General features: G+C 70.4%; 7 protein-coding genes. 1 reads left to right on the plus strand and 6 read right to left on the minus strand.

Features of this window, described 5'->3' with window-relative positions:
• Positions 1-83: 83 nt before the first annotated feature.
• From O1R50_RS07475 to O1R50_RS07500, 6 genes are all read right to left on the minus strand, one after another.
• On the minus strand, positions 84-9,578 hold the full coding sequence (locus tag O1R50_RS07475) for a ricin-type beta-trefoil lectin domain protein (RefSeq protein WP_270109294.1): 9,495 nt from the start codon (positions 9,576-9,578) through the stop codon (positions 84-86).
• 127 nt (positions 9,579-9,705) lie between these two features.
• Positions 9,706-10,758, minus strand: a complete 1,053-nt coding sequence (locus O1R50_RS07480; RefSeq protein WP_408612640.1) for a LacI family DNA-binding transcriptional regulator — start codon at positions 10,756-10,758, stop codon at positions 9,706-9,708.
• Between the two features lie 123 nt (positions 10,759-10,881).
• The gene (locus tag O1R50_RS07485; protein WP_270109296.1) at positions 10,882-12,018 is read right to left on the minus strand and encodes a glycoside hydrolase family 53 protein; all 1,137 of its coding nucleotides are present in this window, start codon (positions 12,016-12,018) and stop codon (positions 10,882-10,884) included.
• 6 nt (positions 12,019-12,024) lie between these two features.
• Entirely contained in the window at positions 12,025-12,918 is an 894-nt protein-coding gene (locus O1R50_RS07490) for a sugar ABC transporter permease (protein ID WP_270109297.1), read from the minus strand.
• 2 nt (positions 12,919-12,920) lie between these two features.
• A complete protein-coding gene (locus tag O1R50_RS07495; protein ID WP_270109298.1) occupies positions 12,921-14,291 on the minus strand; it encodes a carbohydrate ABC transporter permease in 1,371 nt (456 codons plus the stop codon).
• A 13-nt stretch (positions 14,292-14,304) separates the two neighbouring features.
• A complete protein-coding gene (locus O1R50_RS07500; RefSeq protein WP_270109299.1) occupies positions 14,305-15,654 on the minus strand; it encodes an extracellular solute-binding protein in 1,350 nt (449 codons plus the stop codon).
• 273 nt (positions 15,655-15,927) lie between these two features.
• Here O1R50_RS07500 and O1R50_RS07505 point away from each other — a divergent pair, with 273 nt between their 5' ends.
• Positions 15,928-17,907: a beta-galactosidase gene (locus O1R50_RS07505; RefSeq protein WP_270109300.1), complete on the plus strand. Its 1,980-nt coding sequence runs from the start codon at positions 15,928-15,930 to the stop codon at positions 17,905-17,907.
• The last annotated feature ends 52 nt before the right edge of the window (positions 17,908-17,959 follow it).

A 17,959-nucleotide genomic window follows, 5' to 3' on the forward strand; every position in this document is an offset into this window, starting at 1 on the left:
CCGCATCCCTCGTGCACTGTTCCGAGTCCGTTGTAGCCCACCTGCCGCCCCCGAGCCGGACGACACGGCCGTGTACACGGGACCTATCGCCGCGCGCGGCGACTGGTAACCGCCGCGGTGACGACAAGGCCGATCACGATCGCGCCCAGTCCAGTGAGGATCGGCGCCAGGACGCCGACGCCGGTCGACGCCAGGTCCCGGTCGGTGTCGCCGTTGTCGCCGTCGTCGCCTCCGTCGGCACTGCCGTCACCGTCCCCGTTGCCGCCACCGCCGTCGCCGTCGCCGTCACCATCGCCACCGTTGTCGCCGTCGCCGTCGCCGTCGCCGTCGCCGTCCCCGTCGCCGTCGCCGTCCCCGTCGCCGTCCATCGTGCGGATCATCCACGTGTCGGCGTCGGAGGAGCCGTCCGGGTCGTTCGCGTCAGCGTTGAGCACCGTGGACCCTCCGGTCAGCTCGGCTCCTACCGGAGCGTCTTCGTCGATGTGGACCAGGATCGACGCCGACCAGGTCGCGGGACCGGCTTCGGCGAGCGCCACCGCCTCAATCAGCCGCTCCAGCGGGCCCGTCGCGTCGGTTTCGGTGCTGGGAGCCAGGTCGGTGTCGAACTCGCAGGTCACGGTGTCGCCGTCGGCGGTGGCCGTGCATGCGGGCGGCAACTCGGACGCGACCGCGCCGACGTGCTCGGGCATCCCGATCGTGACGGTGACCGATGCATCGACGGTCGAAGGGCCGCGCGACTCGACCGCGACGACCACCTCGGTGGTCGCGCCCGGTTCGGCGGTCTCGTCGGAGGTCGTGACCATCCGGTCGTAGACGGGATCACCCGCGCCGCCGGGCAGGCCCGTGATCGAGGCGGTGTCGTTGCCGTCGTTCGGGTCGACCGCGTCCGAGGACACCGTCGCCGTGTTGGTGATGTCCTGGCCGTCGCCCCGGTAGGACGGGTCGAGTTCGACGGTGAGGGCGATGGTCGCCGACGAGTCCGGTTCGAGTGCGTCGGCAACCGGGCACACCACGGTCCCTGCGGTTTCGGTGCAGTCGACCAGATCATCGGTCGCCGCGTCCCGGGCTTCGACGAAGTCGAGCCCGGCGGGGATCGCGTCGGTGACGGTGACCCCTTCGACGGTGTCGGCGGTGTCGAGGTTGTCGACGGTGGCCAGGTAGTCGAAGGCGGTGCCCGGCGTTATCGGCCCCGTCGTGTCCGGGTCGAACGTCTTCGTGAGGGCCAGGTCGGCTCGGCTCTGGACCGGCGGGCCGACCGCGGTCGCCTCGTCGGGGGTCGGATCGTTTCGGGCCTCCACTGTGGCCGTGTTCGCGATCGTTTCGCCGACCGCCGCGTCCTCGTCGACCGCGACGGTGAGGTCGATCGTGGAGGTGCTGTCGACACCGAGATTGCCGATGTCGCAGCTGACCACCTGTCCGACGGCCGAGCAGACGGCAGGAGAGGCCGAGACGAAGGTCGTGCCCGGATCCAGCTCGTCGATGACCGTGACGTCGGTGGCGAGGAACAGGCCGTCGTTGGCCACCGTCACGGACCAGACCGCTGCTTCTCCGGCGACCATCTGGTCCGGGGCGGTCTTGGCGATCGACACGTCCGTCTCCGCGACCGTGGTCGGCGCCGTGCCGCCCGCCATGTTCGCGGCTGCGGTGTTGTTCCCTTGGGCGGGGTCGCTGCTCGAGGCGGTCACGACGCCGGTGTTCAAGATGTCCGACCCGTCCCCGACGTAGTCCGGATGCAGGCGCACGGTGACGACGAAGGCGAGGGCCTCGCGTGGGGCGATGGCGTCCGCGACCTCGCAGGTGACGGTGCCGCCGTATACGCCCGGATCGCCGGTGCAGCCGTAGTCCGAGTACTCGAATGCGACCTCGGGCGGGAGCGTGTCGGTCACGACCGCGTCGGTCGCGGTCCCGGGCCCGTAGTTGTTGACGCTCAACAGGATGTCGATGGAGTCGCCGGGCGCGACCGGGCTCCCCGGGTAGGCGGCGAAGCCCTTGGTGAGCATGAGGTCGGCTTGCGGTGCGGCCGAGTCGACAGTCGCGGCGGTGGTGGTGTTGTTGGCCGGCACCGGATCGGCGGTGGCTGAATCGATGACCCCGGAATGGACGAGGTCGGAGCCGTCGCCGGTGTACGCGGGGTCGAGCGCCACGGTCACAGTGACGGTCCTGGTGGCACCGACCGGGATGACCTGGGTCGTGGAGCAGTTGACGGTCTGGCCGTCGCGCTTGCATGCGTTGCCGGGCGGGACGGCCTGGACCCAGGTGAGCGGCGCGGGCAGCGTGTCCGTGAAGGTCAGGCCCGCGGCGGCCGACGGCCCCGCGTTGGCGAGGGTCAACGTGTACGTGAAGGTGCCGCCGGGCGTCACCGGGCCGGTGGGATCCAGCGTCATGACGGCCGAGAGGTCGGCTTTCGGCGCGGCGGCGGCGCCGGTCGGCAGGCCGGCACTCGCGGTGTTGTCGGCGCGCACCGGGTCGGGCGTGACAGCGGCGACGGTAGCCCGGTTGACGATGCGGGTGCCGGTACCGGTGAAGGCCGGGTGCAGCCTCACCGTGATCGTGAAGGACGCCTCGCCCCCGACCGGCAGCCTCGCGCCGGCCCCGCAGGTGACCGTGGCGCCGCCGTACACCCCCGCGCTTCCGGTGCAGCCGTCGGCGGAGGACACGAAGGCCAGGGCTGCGGGGAGCCGGTCTCTGACGACCGGGTTCACCGCGGCGGAAGGCCCGCTGTTTTCGGCCGTCAGGCGGTAGGAGAAAGTCTCTCCGGGTGCCACGGCGGTGGTCTCGATGGCGGCGTTCGTCATCGAGAGGTCCGCGCTCGCCCTCACCGGCGGGCCGGTGGCCTCGGCGCTCGTGTCGGTGGAGGTGTTGTGCGTCGCGGTGGCGAGCGTGGCCGTGTTCGTGAACTGCGTGCCCGGGGCGGTGGCGGCATCGACCATGACCGTGACGGCGAGGTCGGCCGTCGCTCCATCCGGCACTGTCCCGAAATCGCAGGTGAGCAGGTTCGCGCCGTCGACCGCGCAGGTCGCGCCGTCGGCGGACGCGAACGTCAGTCCGTCGTCGAGCTGATCGGCGAGCGTCACGCCGGTCGCGTCGGACGGGCCGTAGCTCTGGACGGTGAAGGTGTAGACCGCCGCCGCTCCGGCGGTCATTGTCCCCGGAGGAGACTGGGAGAGGGACAGGCCCGCTTCAGCGGTGACGGTGAGCTCGGCGTTCGCGGTGGTGTCGCCGGAGCTGTTGGCGGTGCTCGTGGTGACCTCGGCAGCGTTGGTGAGGACCGTCCCGTCCGGGACGGCCGAGTCCACTTCGACCGCGATCGTCATGGCGGCCGACTCACCGGGGGCGAGCGTGCCGACGTCGCAGGTGACGGTGCCGCCGTTCGCAGTGCAGGAGGCGCCCGACGCGGACGCGAAAGCGAGCCCGTCGGGAAGCGTGTCGATGACGGTCACGTTCTGCGCGGTCGAGGACCCCGTGTTCGAGACGGTCACCGCGAACTCGCTGCCGCCGCCGGCTGCCGCAGAGGAGCCGCCGGTCTGAGTGATCGACACCGAGGCCTGCGGCGCTGCCGTGCTGCCGCTCGGAACCGTGGCGGTGCCCGTGTTGTTCGCGGAGTCCGGGTCGGCGGTCGCGGGGGCGGCGGTCGCGAGGTCGACCAGGTCGGCCCCGGTGCCGGTGTAGGCGGGGTCGAGCCGCACGGTGAGGGTGTAGACCGCGTCGGCGCCGACGGCGAGCTCGCCGATGGTGGCGCAGGCGACGGTGGCCCCGTAGCCGGCGCTGCTGGTGCAGTCCGCGCCTGACACGAACGCCAGCGACGCGGGGAGCGCGTCGGTGACGGCGATGTCCCTGGCGGTCGACGGTCCGGCGTTGTGGACGGTGAGCTGGTACTCGAAGGTCTGGCCCGGAGTGACCGGGTCGGTGCCGAGCGCGGTCTTGGTGATGCTGACGTCCGCGCTCGGCGCCGCGACGGACCCGGCGGGCACGGTCGCGGTGCCCGTGTTGTTCACGCTGTCGGGGTCAGCCGTGGCCGAGGTCGCGGCGGCGGTGTTGACCAGGTCGCCGCCTGTGCCGGTGTAGCCCGGGTCGACTTGGACGGTCACCGTGTGGACGTTCTGCGCACCGACCGCGAGCGCATCGATCTGGGTGCAGGTGAGGTCCTGGCCGACGGCGGTGCAGTCGTCGCTGGCGACGAAGCCGAGGCCGGGCGGGAGCGTGTCGGTGACGACGATGCCGGTGGCGGCCGAGGGCCCGGCGTTCGCCGTGGTGAGCGTGTAGTCGAACTGGCCGCCGGGGGTGACGGGGTCGGATCCGATGGCGGCCTTGGTGAGGGAGACATCGGCGCTCGGTGCGGCCGCGCCGAGGGTCCCTGCCCCGGCGGTGCCCGTGTTGTCGGCGGTGTCCGGGTCGGCCGTGTCGGCGGCGACGACCGCCGTGTTGGCGATCTCGGAGCCGTCACCGGTGTAGTCCGCGGCGAGGCGCACGGTGAGCACGATCGTCCGCAATCCCACCGGGATCGACGCCAGCGGCCCGCAGCTGACGATCTGTCCCGCGGCCGAGCATTCATCTTGTGTGGACGAGACGAAGGTGAGTTCCGCCGGGAGCGTGTCGGTGATGGTCGCGTTCTGCGCCGCGGACGGGCCCGCGTTCTGGAGGGTGAGCGCGTACCGGAAGGTGTCGCCGGGCGTCACCGCGCCGGAGCCGTCGCGCCGCATGGCCAGCTGCAGGTCGGACGAAGGCGCGCCGATGGTCGGGAGGACGGCGGCGGCGGTGTTGTTCGCGGTGTCGGGGTCGGCGGTGGACGACGAGGTCGCCGTGGCGCTGTTGCCGAGGTCGGCGCCAGAGCCGGTGTAACCGGGGTCCACGGTGACCTGATACAGGTGGACGACGGTGTCCCCCGGCGCCATCGTGCCAGTCGGTCCGCAGGTCACGGTCTGCCCGTCCCCGGTGCAGGAGCCGTTCGTCGCGCCCGCGAAAGTGAGGCCGTCGGGCAGGGTGTCCTGGGCCGTCACGTCCGCGGCGTTCGACGGCCCGGCGTTGTGGACCGAGATCCGGTAGTCGAGGTGGTCGCCAGGGGCGACCTCCTCAGTGGTCGTGAGCGTCTTCGTGGTCTGGATGTCGGCAGACGGGCCGGTCACGGTAACGCCGCCGGTGGCGGTCGCGGTGTTGTTGCCCGGCACCGGGTCGGCAGTGTCGGAGGCCGCCGTTGCGGTGTTGGTCAGATCGCCCCCGGTGTAGCCGGGGTCCACTTTGACCGTGGTCGTGACCGTCGCCGTCTGCGCCACCGGGAGCTGGAGCACGCCCAGAGCGCTCGGCGGGCAGGTCAGAGTCTGTCCGTCGACGACGCAGTCGCTCGGGTACGACTCCCACGACATGCCCGCGCCGAGCGTGTCGGTGAGCGTCGGGTTCACGGCCGTCGACGGGCCCAGGTTGGTGGTGCCGATCTGGTAGTCGAAGGTCTCCCCCGGCGCGATCTCGGGCGTGCCGACCACGGACTTCGCGATCTCCAGGTCGGCGCTGCCGTCGGCGAGGGCCGGCACGCCGGCCAGGTCGGTGCTGTCGTTGGCGCCGTTGGGGTCCGCGGTGGCGGAGGCGACGGTCGCGGCATTCACGACGTCGGCGCCGGTGCCGGAGTACGAGGGGTCGAGCCGCACGGTGACGGCGAAGTCGACGGTGTTGCTCCCGGACGCCGCGGGGAGCGCGCCGAGCGGTCCACAGGTGACGGTGCCGCCGAATTCGCCCACGACCCCCGTGCAGTCGTCGGCGGAGACGAACGAGACCGAGCTGGGGAGGACATCCGTGACGACCACGTCAGACGCGTCGCTCGGGCCGCTGTTGGCCGCCGTGAGCGTGTAGGTGAACGTCTCGCCGGGCGAGACATGACCGGCGTCGGCGGCGCTCGACTTGGCCACGGACAGATCCGCGGACGGATCGGCCAACCCGCCCAAGGGCAGCGGCGACGAATCGGCGTTGTTCGCGGTGTCGGGGTCGGCGGTGGCCTGCGAGGCCGCGGCCGCCGCGTTGACGAGGTCGGCGCCGTCTCCGGTGTAGCCGGCGTCGACGTTCGCGACCACGTGGAACGCGGTGGCCGAACCCGGTGCGAGCGAGGCGATCCGCGGACAGGTGACGGACTGGCCCGAGGCGGTGCACCCGTCCGGGGACGACACGAAGGTCATCCCGGCCGGCAGGGTGTCGGTGGCGTCCACATCGACCGCGGTCGAGGGCCCCTCGTTCTCAACGGCGATCGTGTACGTGACGGGCTCGCCGGGCGCGACCGTGCCGGCCGTGACCTGTTCCTTGACCACCTCGACGTCGGCGCTCGCGGCGGCGGCCGCCCCGCCGGGCAGGCCGACGGTGCCGCTGTTGTCGGCACTGTCCGGGTCGGCGGTGTCCGCGCTCGCCACGGCCGTGTTCGTGACCGCGGCGTCCGAACCGGTCCCGGCATAGGCGGGATCGAGCCGGACCGTCACGAGGAGGGCCGCCTCGTCAGTGACCCCGAGGGTCCCTGCCGCGCACGTGACGGTGCCTCCGTATGCCCCTGCGGTGCCGGTGCATCCCGAGTCGGAGGCCGCGAACGCGAGCGCCGAGGGGAGGGTGTCGGTGACGACGACGCCCGTGGCGGTCGACGGGCCGTCGTTGACGACGTCGAGGAGGTAGGTGAAGGTCTCGCCGGGCGCGACCGGCGCCTCTGTCGTGGTCTGCTTGGTCAGGACGAGGTCCGCGCTCGCCTCGGCGACGTCGGGGGTGACGGCGCCGGAAGTGTTGTTCGACGCGCCGGGGTCGTCGGTGTCGGCGTCGACGGTGGCGCTGTTGGGCAGGTCGGATCCGGTGCCGGTGTAAGCGGCGTCCACCCGCACGGTGAGCGTGACGCTCCGGGCGCCCGGCGCCAGCTGGGCGTAGGCACAGGTGACGGTCTGACCGGACGGGGAGCACGTCGCGCCCTCGCCTGTGGCGGACACGAAGGCCAGTTGCGCGGGAAGCGTGTCCGCGACGGTGACGCCCGCCGCGGTGGAGGGCCCGGCATTGTCGACGGTGAGCGTGTAGGAGAACTGGTCGCCGGGCCTGACGGCGTCGACGGGAGCGGTCTTCGCGATACCGAGGTCGGCGGAGGCGGCGGCGATGTCGACCTGCCATTCGGCGGAGTCGTTCGCGGCTTCGCCGTCCTCGGCGTTGACGACGCGGGCGGTACCGGTGGCGGTGCCCGAGGCGGCGTTCGCGTCCACGATGTAATCGAGACCGAATTCCGTCGCGGCTCCTGGCGCGGCCCCGGAAGCGATGAGGCAGGTGAGATCGGTGCCTGAGGAGGCGGTGCACTCGGTGGGCAGACTGCCGGAATCCCAGGTGGTCCCGGCCGGAGCCCTCAGGGTCACGGTGGTGTCGGAGATCGAGGTGGAAGGCCCGTGGTTGGTGGCGGCGAACATGACGGCGCCACTGCGACCCGGGGTGACGGTGGACGCGTCTGAGGCCGTGATGCCGAAGTCGGCGACCGCGTCTGCGGTGTTCACGAGCATTTCGGCGGTGTTGTCGCCGGTGTCGCTGTCAAGGTCGTAGGCGAGGGTGGCGGTGCCTGAGAATGCGGTGCCGGGCGCGGTGTCGGCCGGAACGGCCGCGGTGTAGCTGAATTCGGCGGAAGCCCCTTCCTCCAAGCCGGTGAGGGTGCAGGTGGCGGTGAGGTTTCCGTCGTCGGTGCAGCGCGAGTCCAGATTCGACACCGTGAGGCCGGGCGGGAGTTCGAGCGTGACGGTGGCGGAGCCGACGGTGGCGGCGGTGCCGGTGTTCTCGACGGTGGTGGTGACGGTGCCTCCGGTCCCGGGTGCGAGTTCGATCGGTTCCGAGGCGATCGCGAGATTGGTGAGGGCGTTGACGGCCGTGTCCACCGAGGCGCTGGCGCCGCCGCTGTTCACGAGGCCGGAGGGCATCGTGAGGATGGCGGTGTTGGTGAGCGTCGTCCCGGCCGCGGCCGTCTCGACGGCGCCGCTGATGGTGATGACGGACTGCTCCCCTGCGGAGATGTCGAGTGTGGTGGCGATGTCGTTGCCGGTGCCCGAGGCCGCGCCGCACGAGCCGCCTCCCGTGACGGTGCAGGTCCATGAGGAGACGGCGACGCCGTCGGGGACGGTGTCGGCGATCTCGGCTCCGACGAGGCCCGAGTCGCCGCCGTTGGCGACGGTGACGACGTATTCGATGTCGTCGCCGGGATTGGCCGCGGGCGCTCCGGTCTTGGCGACGTCGACCGTCACGTCGCCGTCGACGGAGAGCGTGTTGGTGGCGGTGTTGTTGCCCGGAACCGTGTCTCTGGACTTGCCGGAGACCGAGGCGGTGGCGGTGACGTCGCCGATGCCGCCTCCAGCCGTCAGTCCTGAGGCGACGGTGCCAGTGACGGTGAACGCGGCGGTGGCGGTGGACGCGAATGCGTCGGTCGGTCCGGTGCAGGTCTTGGCGGGCAGGTCGCAGGTCCAGCCGCCGGGGCCGGAGACGCCGGTGACAGTGAATCCGTCCGGTGCCGTGAACGTGGCCTTGGGGATGCCGGCCGTATCAGTGCCGTTGTTGGTGAGGGTGAACGGGATGGTGGCGGTGGCACCGGGATCGACCGCGGTCGCGGTGGTCCGGGCCCCGGTGCCGGTGTCCGTCATCGCCAGGTCGGAGCTGCGGTGGGCGACGGTGATCTGGGCGCACCCGGTGTCGTTGGAGGGATTCGCGTCGTTGGTCGGGGCGAGCGTGTTGGTGCCGCAGACGTCGTAGGTGGTGCCGGGCGCGGCGTTCGCGGGGATGGTGGCGTTGACGTAGACCATGCCCATGGCGCCCACCGACCAGGTCGAACCGGCGGGGCAGGACCCTGCCGTGGCGGAGGCGAGGGCGCAGTCGCCGTAGCCGGTGCTGGCGGCGTGGTAGCCATGGAGGCTGTTGACGGTGAGGCCCGGATCGGCGGTGACCGCGAGGCTGTTGAAGGTCGCGTCCTGCGGCCCGAGGTTCTCGATCCGCAGCTGCGGCTCCACGGTCGCACCGGGCCTGCCCGAGACGCCCGCGACTCCTGTGACCTTCATGTCGGCACCGCCGATGGAGAACTGCTCGTCGACGGCGGTGCTGCTGCACGCGCGGCGGACGAGCAGCACCGACGAGCTGAAGTCGCCGTCCTTCACCGCCAGGCACACGCCGGCGTAGGTGTTGCGGAAGGCGCCCTCGGGAGTCCCGGTGTCGGCGACGGCCTTGAGCTGGTAGGGCCAGGTGGCGTTGTTCGCACCGGAGGAGCACGAGCTGGTGAGTCGGAGCGGCGCGTTGTTGTTGCTCTGGTTCCCCGAGTTGTCGAGGCAGAGCGAGGGGTTCGAGGTGAGCAGCAGCCGGTCGTCGATGGTGATGGTCCACTGCTGCAAGGCGTCGTTCTCGCCGCAGCTGCGCAGCCTGACTGTGCCGCCGTTGCTCGCGGAGGAGGCCGACATGCAGAGGTCGGGGTGCGCGGTCGGCGTGATGTACGTGCCGACGATCTCGGACGCGAAGGTGCCGGCCCCGGCAGGGGCGGGGACGGCGAGCATGCCGATAGTCGCGATGACCAACGCCGCCAGCAGCGCGGGAACTCGGCCCATCCAAGCGGTCAAGCCCGCCACCACCTTGTCCACATCGTCCTGTTACGTACAGTGACGAAAGGTTAGCAAGGGGTCGGGCCGCGGCAGTCGTGTTTGGACAGGATGGCGCCGGAACCGGAGCGTTCAGGCCGAGCCGGTGTCAGGCGCTGTCGCGGATGATCAGCTCGGTCGGCAGGATCACCGGCTCGACTTCCTCGTCGTCCAGCAGCGCGATGAGGAGCCGCACCGTTTCCTCCGCGACCTTCGAGAGGGGCTGGCGGACCGTGGTCAGCGCGGGTCGGGTCGCCGAGGCGATCGCCGAGTCGTCGAAGCCGCCGACGGCGACGTCCTCGGGGACTCGGCGTCCGGCCGCGTGCAGCGCCTGGAGCGCACCGGCGGCCATGAGGTCCGAGGCGACGAACACCGCGTCGAGGTCCGGCACGTTCCGCAGCAGCTGCCGCATGGCGGCCTCGCCGCCGGCCTGCGTGTAGTCGCTGTGCACGACCATCTGCTTTCCGGCCTTCCGGCCGAGCACCCCGGTGAAGCCCTCCAGGCGCAGCGAGCCGCCGGGCGTGTCGAGCGGGCCGGTGATCATGCCGATCTTCCGGCGCCCCTGCTCGACCAGGTATTCAGCCATGGCTCGGGCGCCGCCGCGCTCGTCGGCCGCGGCGTAGGGGATGACCGATTCGCGTCCGAGGACCGCGCCCAAGGCGACCGCGGGCACGCCCGCCCGCTCGATCTCGTCGAGCAGCGGGTCCCCCGCATGGGTCGAGATGAGCAGCGCGCCGTCGGCGTGGCCGCCGCGCAGGTAGCGGGCCACCCGGTCGCGACCGCCGTCGTCGCCGGCGATCATGAGCACCAGCGACATGTCGCGGTCGGCGAGCTGGTTCGTGGCCACCCGCATGAGCACCGAGAAGTTCGGGTCCTCGAACAGGCGTTCCTGCGGTTCCGAGAGCACCATGACGATCGAGCCGGTCCGGCTCGTCTTCAGGCTTCGCGCGGCTCGGTTCACCACGTACCCGGTCTCGGCGACCGCGCGGCGCACCGCCGCCTCCGCCGACAGCGAGACGTTCGCCTTGCCGTTGAGGACGCGGGAGACCGTGCCGCGCGAGACGCCCGAGGCCTCGGCCACGTCGTGGATCGTCGGTCGTTTCCGTGTCAAGATGCTCAGCTCTCCCTTGTGTCTCACTCGATTATCGCTCGCCCCGGCCATCGGCACGGGCCGAGGCCCGCTCCGATGCGCCGGTCGAGCGGTGTGCGGGGAGGCCGCCCAAGGGGACGGCGGCCTCTCCGCCCCTGCCGCACGATGCGTGCGAACGACTGCACGGCTGCGGCTTCAACCGCCGCCGAGCGCCCGCATCGACGGCAGCGCGTTCCCGTCGAAGTCGAACAGCGCCTGGTTGGCCCACGAGCTGCCGGACTCGTCGACCACGTCGTCGCCGTACTCCATCCCGGCCCGCGAAGCCCAGGTGGTGCCGTCGACCGGGAGCCACGCGGGCTCCCAGTAGACGATGCCCAGGCCGCGCCCTCCGGGCACGTCATCCACAGTGGCGTACAGGTCGCGCAGGTACGCGGCCTGGCCCTCCGGTGAGGCCGGATAGCCGCCCGCCTCGGCCAGCTCCGGCTTGAACACCTGGTGGTGCCCCGCCGGGGACGCCCCCGTCCACGCGTACGCCGTCTCGACCACCACGAGGTCCTTGCCGTAGCGCGCGGCGAGGTCGTTCAGGTTGGCGCCCAAGTCCTTCAGGGTCCCGTGCCAGTACGGGTAGTAGGACAGGCCGATCACGTCGAAGTCGAGGCCGCGCGCGGTCGCCTGGTCGAACCAGCCGCGGTACAGCTCGTTGGCGCCGCCGAAGTCGAGGTGGATCATCACCCGCGGGTCTGCGCCGCGCTCGAGGGTCGCGGCGCGCACGGCCGCGACCCCCGCTTCGAGCAGCCCGATGAGCCGGTCGAACGCGGCCGGATCGTCGCGTTCGAAGCGCCGCTCGGCGTCGATGAACCTGGGTGTCCTGCCTTCCGGCCAGAGCATCCCGTTCGTGATCTCGTTGCCCACCTGCACCATGTCCGGCGACGCGTCGGCCGCCGCGAGTGCGGCGAGCACGTCGGAAGTCCAGTCGTGCACGCGCGCTTCGAGATCCGCGCCTCTGAGGCCGCGCCACGCCTTCGGCGTCGACTGCTTCTTGGGGTCGGTCCAGAAGTCCGAGTAGTGCAGGTCGAGCAGGACCGCGTGACCCGCCGCCTTGGCGCGGCGGGCCAGCGCGATCGTCGTCGCCAGGTCGTTCGTGCCGCCCATGTACGGCGCGCCGGATTCGTCGCGCGGGTCCACCCACAGGCGCAGGCGGATCCAGTTGACGCCTTGTGAGGCGAGGAGCTCGAAGAGGTCGTGCGCCGCGCCGTCGGCGCGGAAGACCACGCCGAGCTGTTCGATCTCGGCGGTCATCGAGACGTCGGCGCCTCTGATCGGCTTGGTCATGCGGACCTAGCCCTTCTCGGCCCCGGCGCTCGCGCCGGTCACCAGGTAGCGCTGGAGGACGATGTAGAGGATGGTGATCGGCAGGGCGAGCACCACGGCGCCGGCCGCGAACGTGGTGTACGAGTTGGCGTACTCGGAGCTGATCATGTTGAACAGGCCGAGGGCCACGGTCTGCTTGTCGGCGCTCTGCAGCACCAGCCGGGGCAGGATGAAGTCCATCCACGGCAGCGTGAACTGCGTGATCGCCACGAAGGTGAGCATCGGGCGCATGAGCGGCAGGATGATCCTCACGAAGATCGTGAGGCGCCCGGCCCCGTCGATCGCGGCGGCCTCGTCGAGGCTCGCCGGCAGGTTGTCCGTGTAGCCCTTCATGAGCCAGATGTTGTACGGCAGGGCGCCCGCGATGCTCACGAGCGCGAGGCCGGTGAGCGAGTCGAGCAGGCCGAAGTTCAGGAAGAGCATGTACACCGCGATGGCGGCCAGGAAGGCCGGGAACATCTGCAGGATGAGGATGCTCAGCAGGCCCGCTTTGCGGCCCTTGAACTTGACGCGGGAGAACACGAACCCGCAGATCGCGGCGAGCACGACCGATCCGACCATGTTGAGCACGGCGACGTAGAGCGAGTTGAGGTACCAGCGGCCGTAGGCGGTCTCGGTGAAGAGGTCGGCGTAGTGGGCCATGGTCGCCTCCGACGGGAACGGCGAGACCTCGCCGAGTCCGTCTCCCGGGCTCAGGGAGGCTCCGACGACCCACAGGAGCGGGAAGATCACGATGGCGGCGACGACGATGAGCTCGAGGTGGATGAGGGCCGTGGAGAGGCCCTCCCGGCGGGTGCTCTTGCGGCGGCGGGCCGCGGGGGCTGCGGTGCGCGGCGCGGCGCGCTCGGCAATCTTGGTCATGGTCAGAGCTCCCGAATCGCCTTGGAGCGGTTGAGGTTCCACACGGAGATGGTGCCGACGATGAGGAAGATGAAGAGGCTCATCACGGCGCCGATGTTGTAGAGCTGGGTCTCGAATGTGAGCTTGAACAGCCACGTGACGAGCAGGTCGGTGCTGCCCGCGAACCGGTAGTCGGCGTTGTCGGGCCCGCCTTCGGTGAGGAAGTAGACCACGCCGAAGTTGTTGAAGCTGGAGACGAACGAGAGGATGAGCAGCGGCGCGACGGTCTTGTGGACCACCGGCAGGGTGATGTGGCGCAGCTGCTGGAGGGCGCTGGCGCCGTCCATGCGGGCGGCCTCGTAGTAGCTGGCGTCGATGTTGGTGAGCACGCCGCCGACGAGGGCCATGAAGAACGGGAAGGTGAGCCACAGGTTGATGAGGAGGACCACGGCTCGGGCGAGGTTCGGGTTGGAGGCGTCGGTGAACCAGTAGATGCGGTCGTCGGTGAGGCCGACGTCGACGAGCCACTGGCTGACGGGCCCGAACTGGCCGTTGAACATGGAGCGGAACACCAGGGCCGAGACGATCGCGGGGACCGCCCAGGGCAGCAGGAAGATCGAGCGCCACACCCGCGGAAAACGAGTCCTTCGATTGGCGAGGAGCACGGCCTGGAAGAACCCGAGCGCGTACGAGGCGACGGTGGTGACGAGCGCGAACACGAAGGTCCAGGCGAGGACGCCGAGGAAGGTGTCGGTCCAGGCGGAGCCGGAGAGGATCGCGCCGAAGTTGTCGAAGCCGGTCCATTCGACGAGGTTCTTGGGGGGCAGGTGGTCGCGGTTGTAGTTGGTGAAGGCGACGAGGATGACGAACAGGACCGGCAGCACGGACATGAACACGACGAGCACGAGGCCCGGGGAGAGCATGATGTACGCGAACGCGCTGTCCCAAAGGCGGCGGTAGTAGGCCGCGGAGGATTCCCGGGGGCCGCCGGCGTTGAGTGCGGTGCGGTAGGCGGCGGCGTCGCGGATGCCCCAGATCCAGATGATCGCCAGGAGGGCGAGGACGAGCAGCGCGATAAGGCCGCTGGCCAGGAGGGTGATGGAGTTGTCGCCTTCGGAGAGTCCGGTCAGGGTCATCTGCCGGGACTGGGTGCCGAGGGTGAACAGGCCCCACAGGCCCTTGATGAAGAACCCGCCGTTGCCGCGCGGCGTGAAGTCCATTCCGGCGTAGTAGTTGCCGGAGGCGATCTCCCAGCCGACCAGGCCTGCGAAGAACGCGAAGTAGAAGGCGGCTTTGCCCGCCTGGCGGTTGATCAGCTGGCCGGCCCCCCACACCAGTGCCGAGGCGAGGCCCGGCACCAGTGCGGGGAGCTTGCTGCTTGGAGCGTTGCTCATCGTGTGAGGGTTCCTAGAGTCCGTGCAGCTCGTTGTAGGTGTCGACGGCCTTGGTCTGGGCGTCGGCGGCGGAGCTCAGCGAGTCCCACACGTCGACGGCGAGGGTGTTGCCGACCTCCCAGAAGTATTCGGGGACCTGCGGGATGAGGTCGGCCTGGGCGGACTGCTCGACGATGCCCGCGACGTGCGGGTCGTCGGCGAGGCCTTCGATGCCCGCGAGCAGATCGGCGTTGAGGGCCGGGATCTGGCCGGTCGCGGCGTAGAGCGCGGCGGCGCCGGCGTCGGAGGCCAGGAAGGCCGCGAAGACGCGGGCGGCGGCCGGGTACTTGGTGTAGCCGGAGACGACGGCGGTGTGCATGCCGGCGAAGGAGCTCGCGGGCTGGCCGCCGGAGACGCTCGGGAGGACCGTGACGCCGTACTCGAAGCCGTTGGCCTCGGCGCCCGCGTCGGAGTCGGCGAAGGCCCAGGGGCCGTTGATCGCGTAGGGGGTGTTGCCCGCGGCGAACTCCTGGCGGATGTTCTCCTCGGTCGCGTCGGCGGCGGGCACGTTGAAGACCTCGCGGAGGCCGGCGTAGTAGTCGAGGGCGTCGACGAGCTTCGGGTCGTCGAAGTTCGGCTCGGCCGGGTCGAGGTCGGGGTAGAGCTGCCAGCCGACCGCGGAGAGGATCGAGTAGGCGTGGTAGATCTCGCCGGGGGTGAACTGGACGGTCCACTGGTTCTTGGAGGCGTCGTTGTACTCGGCGGCGAGGGCCTTGATCTCTTCCCAGGTGGCGGCCGGGGCGTCGGAGCCGGTGAGCTCCTTGAGGAGGGTCTTGTTGTAGAACAGGGCGATCGACTCGGTGGTGACCGGGACGGCGTGCATGGTGCCGTCCTCGCCGCCGGAGACGACGCCGGTGAAGGTCTCGCTCATGCGGCCCTTGAGCACGGTCTCGTACTCGCCGAGGGGGGCGGCCACGCCCTGGTCGATGGCGCGGGAGAGCTGGTCGTAGAAGGACATGTAGACGTCGGCGCCCTGGCCGGCCTCGCCCGCGGTGGTCATCTTCTCGACGGCGTCGTTCTGGGGCACGAGTTCGTACTCGACCTTCACGCCCTTGAACTGCTCGGTGAAGGCGGCGATGATCGCCTCGGCGACGTAGTCCTGCTCGAACCAGACCTTGAGGGCGGCCTTGCCGGAGGCGATGTCGTCCTCCATCACGTACTGCTGGGCGTCGGCGTCCCACTCGAGGCCGCCACTCTGGGCAGCCTCATCTTCCTCGGGACTGCCGCAGGCGGCGAGGGTTCCGGCCGCGGCGACGCCGCCGCCGAGGGCGAGGAGGTTGCGGCGGTTGAGGGAGGGTCCCGCGTGAGCACCTTTGCTGCGCATGTCAAGTCCTTGTCTCGGTGAGTGGTGGCCTGGTCGGCGCTGGGCGTATGAAGCGCGCCACCAGGCTGTGAACGTTTACACGAATCTAGCGACTCAAGACTCACTTAGCAACCAAGTTATGCGCCTAATGTCCGCTTCTAGAACAAAGATTCTTCATGAAACGATCACAATTTTGAAACAGCGCTCGACAGAACCTCAGGTTGCGTGATCGGCACGCATCGAGTACTGTGCACGTTCACAGGCATTGATGCAAGGAACCTCACAGGAGACACGGTGCAGACCATTCGCTACGGAGGCGACTACAACCCCGAACAGTGGCCCGAGGAGGTCTGGCACGAAGACGTCCGCCTCATGCGCGAAGCAGGCGTGAACCTCGTCAGCCTCGGGATCTTCAACTGGGGTCTCATCGAGCCCGCCCCCGGCGAGTACGACTGGACCGGCCTCGACAAGGTCATCGGGCTGCTGCACGAGAACGGCATCGGCGTCGACCTCGGCACCCCCACCTCGGCCCCGCCCTCGTGGCTGCGCCGCGCGCACCCCGAGATCCGCCTCGTCGACTTCGAGGGCCGCACCATGGCCTCGGGCTCACGCCACGGCGTGTGCCCTTCCCACCCGGTCTACAACGACGCGTGCGCGTCCATCGTGGAGCAGCTCGCGGCCCGATACGGCCAGCACCCGGCGGTCGAGATGTGGCACCTGCACAACGAGTACGGCTGGGCCAACGTCCAGTGCTACTGCGACGTCTCCGCCGCGCACTTCCGCCGCTGGCTCGCCGACAAGCACGGCGACGTGGACGCGCTCAACGAGGCCTGGGGCACCGCCTTCTGGGGCCTGACCTACCGCGACTTCGACCAGGTCGAGGCCCCCGCGATCGCCCCGCCCGGCGTCAACCCCGCCCTGCAGCTCGACTGGATGCGCTTCTCGAACGACGCTCACATCGCCAACTACCGGCTCCAGCGCGAGATCATCGCCAAGCACTCCGAGGCACCCGCGACCACGAACTTCATGGTGCCCAACTGCAAGGACATGGACTACTTCCGCTGGGCCGAGCACGTGGACGTCGTCTCCAACAACCACTACCTCATCGCCGAGCGCGCGGAGCACGAGATCGAGCTCGCCATGAGCGCCGACCTCACCCGCGCCGTCGCCGGCGGCCCGTGGATGATCATGGAGCACTCCACCTCCGCGGTGAACTGGCAGCCGCGCAACATCGCCAAGACCCCCGGCGAACTGCGCCGCAACTCGCTGTCCCATGTGGCGCGCGGCGCCGACGGCCTCATGTTCTTCCAGTGGCGGGCCTCCCGCGCCGGATCCGAGAAGTTCCACTCCGCGATGCTCCCCCACGGCGGCACCGACACCGAGGTGTGGCGCGATGTCGCCGCCCTCGGCAACGACCTCAAGAAGCTCTCCACTGTGGTCGGCGCGGACGTGCGCGCCGAGGTCGCGGTCCTGTGGGACTGGGAGTCCTGGTGGGCCCTCGAACTCGAATGGCGCCCTTCGGTGGAGCTCGAGTTCCGCGAGCGCGTCGAGGCCTACTACTCGTCGCTGTGGAAGCAGCACGTCACGGTCGACTTCGCGCACCCGGAGGCCGACCTCGGCCGCTACAAGGCCGTGATCGCGCCGTCCTCGTACCTGCTCACCGCCGCGGCGGCGAAGAACCTGCACGGGTACGTCGAAGGCGGCGGCCACCTGCTCGTCTCCTACTTCTCAGGTGTCGTCGACGAGTACGACACCGTCCACCCCGGCGCGCACGGCTCCGTGCTGCGGGAGACGCTCGGCCTGTGGGTCGAGGAGTTCCACCCGGTGCACGAGGGCGCCCGGCTCGCCCTCAGCTCTGGTGGGACCGGCCGCATCTGGTCCGAGCATGTGCGCCTCGACGGCGCGGAAGCGGTGGCCTGGTTTGCGAAAGGCACTGACGCGGACGGGCCCGACGCGGGCCGCCCCGCGATCACGAGGCACCGCGTCGGGTCCGGCACCGCCTGGTACGCGGCCACCGCGCTCGATGACGCGACGGGCCTGCGCGAGCTCCTCGCCGAAGTGCTCGACACCGCGGGTGTCCAACGCCCGCAAGGCATTCCCGACGGGCTCGAAGCGGTCCGCCGCGGCCCCCTCAGTTTCCTGATCAACCACACCGGTCAGGACCAGCACGTCCCGGACCTCCGGGGCACCGACGCCCTCACCGGCGCCGTCTATCAGAGCGGCGTACTCGTACCCGCCGGAGAGGTCGTCGTTCTCGCGCACGCGGGGAACTGAACCCTTCCGCGGCACAGGCCGCTCCCCCATCACCAGGCTTTACCTTCACAAG

The sequence above is a fragment of the Glycomyces luteolus genome (assembly GCF_027622875.1).
GTDB classification, from domain to species: Bacteria; Actinomycetota; Actinomycetes; order Mycobacteriales; family Micromonosporaceae; genus Glycomyces; species Glycomyces luteolus.